The organism is Acidisphaera rubrifaciens HS-AP3 (assembly GCF_000964365.1).
GTDB lineage: Bacteria > Pseudomonadota > Alphaproteobacteria > Acetobacterales > Acetobacteraceae > Acidisphaera > Acidisphaera rubrifaciens.
The window spans coordinates 1-2,857 of record NZ_BANB01000681.1; the positions used below are offsets into that span (position 1 = coordinate 1).

3 protein-coding genes are annotated in these 2,857 nt (G+C 68.0%); 2 read left to right on the plus strand and 1 reads right to left on the minus strand.

Translation table 11 applies throughout. From position 1 onward, the window contains the following. Positions 1–112: 112 nt before the first annotated feature. Both B8460_RS16335 and B8460_RS16340 read left to right on the plus strand, forming a co-directional pair. Positions 113–1,015, plus strand: coding sequence for a branched-chain amino acid aminotransferase (locus tag B8460_RS16335; RefSeq protein WP_048862676.1), 903 nt, complete (start codon positions 113–115; stop codon positions 1,013–1,015). 78 nt (positions 1,016–1,093) lie between these two features. Beyond that, positions 1,094–1,528, plus strand: coding sequence for a CBS domain-containing protein (locus B8460_RS16340; RefSeq protein WP_084623784.1), 435 nt, complete (start codon positions 1,094–1,096; stop codon positions 1,526–1,528). Between the two features lie 78 nt (positions 1,529–1,606). On the opposite strand, the gene B8460_RS16345 is transcribed toward B8460_RS16340, so the two are convergent. Further along, positions 1,607–2,665 (minus strand): glycosyltransferase family 61 protein, encoded by a 1,059-nt coding sequence (locus tag B8460_RS16345; RefSeq protein WP_048862678.1) that lies wholly within the window; start codon positions 2,663–2,665, stop codon positions 1,607–1,609. Between the last annotated feature and the right edge of the window lie 192 nt (positions 2,666–2,857).

Here is a 2,857-nt window from a genome sequence, read left to right on the forward strand (position 1 = left end):
TGTCGGGCATGGCTGGCATTCCTGTCGGATACGGCAGTCACATTGACGTAACGGGATGGATGCTTATACCTGGACGTGAGCAGACGCAACAATCTTGCAAGGGAGGCCGGGGATGGCGCTTGTTCCTTTCGACGACCGCGACGGCTGGATCTGGTGGGACGGGCATCTGATCCCCTGGCGGGACGCCAAGCTGCATGTCCTGACGCACGGCCTGCATTACGCGAGCGCGGTGTTCGAGGGTGAGCGGTCCTATGCCGGCCACGTCTTCCGCCTGCGCGCGCATACCGATCGGCTGATCAATTCGGGGCGCATCCTGGGCTTCGACATCCCCTTCTCCGCCGAGCAGATCGACGCGGCGATCGTGGAGACGCTGGCCGCGAACAACCTGACGGACGCCTATGTCCGCCCGCTCGCCTGGCGCGGGTCGGAGATGCTGGCGGTCGCGGCGCAGCACACGAAGATCCACCTGATGATCGCCGTCTGGCCGTGGCCCAACCTGTTCGGCGCCGACCGTATGGCCGGCGTCCGGCTGGGCGTCGCGTCCTGGCGCCGTCCGCATCCGCAGACCTCGCCCACCGCGGCGAAGGCGGCGGGCAACTACATGATCGGCACGCTGTCCAAGCACGAGGCGGAGGCGGCGGGCTGGAACGACGCGCTGATGCTCGACTGGCGCGGCCAGATCAGCGAGGCGACCGGCGCCAATATCTTCTTTGTGATCGACGGCGTGCTGCACACGCCGACGCCGGACTGTTTCCTCGACGGCATCACCCGGCGTTCGGTGATGGCGCTCGCCCGCAAGCGACAGATGACGGTGGTCGAGCGGGCGATGATGCCGGAAGAGATGGCGCAGGCGAGCGAATGCTTCCTCGCCGGCACTGCCGCCGAGGTGACGCCGGTGCGCCAGATCGGCGACTATCACTTCACGCCCGGCGCGATCACGGAGACGCTGCTTGGCGATTACGAGGCCCTGGTGCGCATGGCCCCTGCCGAGGTGGAAGCGAAACTCGCGGCGTGACGCGTGGGCGGGGCTGCGAAACGCCCCGATGTTCCCATCTGAAAGAAACAGGGTTGCTTTGCACGGGGGATCGTGGCGATGACGGTCAGGGCTGTACTGAAATACAAGGGCGGTGAAATCACTTCGGTTTCACCGAACGCGACGGCCCGTGAAATCGCGGAGACCATGGCCGGTCAGCGGATCGGCTCGGTGCTGGTGCTTGCCGACGACGGCTCGGTCGCCGGCATCGTCAGCGAACGCGACGTCGTGAAGGCCGTCGCCGCCGGTCCGGAGCGCCTGGCCGAGGCGCGGGCGGCGGACATGATGACCCGCCACGTGATCGCGGCCTCGCCCGAGACCTCGGTGGACGAGGCGATGGAGCTGATGGACAGCGGCTATTTCCGTCACCTGCCGGTGCTGGAGAATGGCCGGCTGGTCGGCATCATCAGCATCCGCGATCTGGTGAAGTATCGGATCATGCAGCACGAAAGCGATCTGGACAGCCTCAAGCGCTACATCACCCGGCCGTCCTGACGGGCGGTCCACGGGAGCGCCACGGGGGGCGCCAAGGGGGGGGCGCCAAGAGGGCGGCCGAGCGTCCGGCGCGGTCGCCTATGCCGCCGGCGCCGTCGCGTGGCGGAGCAGCGTGTCGAGCCGGCGCTTGAACACGTCGAGATCGACCCACCACCGGCTTTGCAACTGCGTCTCGATCGTGCCCTCGCCCTGGAACATGTCGGCGGCATAGGTCACCCCGCCGCTCTGTGCCATGCGGTTGAAGCAGGCATTCGGGTAATAGGCCGGCAGCAATTCATAGATCAGCGTGCCGGGACGGCAGAACGCGATGTTGGTCATGCCCGCGCCGTGGCCACCGACCACCACGCGCGCCTCGCGGAACAGCACGATCTGTTCCTCCGGCGTGTAGGAGCCGGGCAGCACGATCCGGAATCCGATCGTCTCCAGATAGGCGATCAGCGCGTCCTCGTTGACCATGCGCCGGTTGGTGCTGTCGGTCCGCGCCACATAGATGTGCGGCGCCGTCGCGATGTCAGACCGCGCCGCCGCCGCCAGCCGGTCCCAGGTGCGCCGCGCGCTCATGGACACGGTGAAGGCGGAGAGCAGCAGGTCGCTAAACTCGCACAGCGCGAGCCGGGCGCGCACGAACTCCGTGACCGACAGATAGCGGGCGCCGCGATGGCCGAGCAGCGCCAGCGTCTGCTGCTGCAGCGGGCCCATCGGGGGGAGCAGGCAGACCGGGCGGTGGTCGGCGCAGCGCTGGATCGCGTTGTCGATCGCCGGCAGCGCCTGGGCGACCCAATGGTAGTAGTTGGTCCAGATGCGGTTGTAGCCGACGATCGGCAGGCTGCCCGGCTCGACCGACAGCACGCGGTCCACCCGGTCGCTCGGCTCCGGCGCGTCCGCCTCCGGCACCAGCACCGTCGTCTCGCGCACCCGCTGGCCGCCGTGGAACAGCATCGCGAGATAGGTGTCGAGCACGACATCGCGCAACCGCCACTGCCGCAGCCGCGTCGTGTGCGCCTGCCGGTCGAAATAGTCGCGCACGCTCGCGTCCGTGAACGTGTCGCCCAGAAGGATCGGGCCGGCCGCGGTGTTGACCGCGTCCGGCTCCAGGTCGATGGCGCTGACGGCAACCTCGGCGATACCGACGCTCATGCGCGCTGTCCGGTCACGACGTCTGGCCCAGCCCGAAGCATCCGTTCCCGCATGGTCCGCCCACATCCTTCTGACTGCCGCCGCTTGCCCATAGCACAGGATGCCGGGATGGCCGGCGAGCCGCGCGCCCGCACAGACAACGTGTCGATCATCGATTGCTCTTCGGTGAACCCGCGCGGCGCCGCCTTTTTT

Coding starts and splice junctions, on each gene's coding strand:
- B8460_RS16335 (WP_048862676.1), top strand. CDS start 113: ATGGCGCTTGTTCCTTTCGACGACCGCGACGGCTGGATCTGGTGGGAC.
- B8460_RS16340 (WP_084623784.1), top strand. CDS start 1,094: ATGACGGTCAGGGCTGTACTGAAATACAAGGGCGGTGAAATCACTTCG.
- B8460_RS16345 (WP_048862678.1), bottom strand. CDS start 2,665: ATGAGCGTCGGTATCGCCGAGGTTGCCGTCAGCGCCATCGACCTGGAG.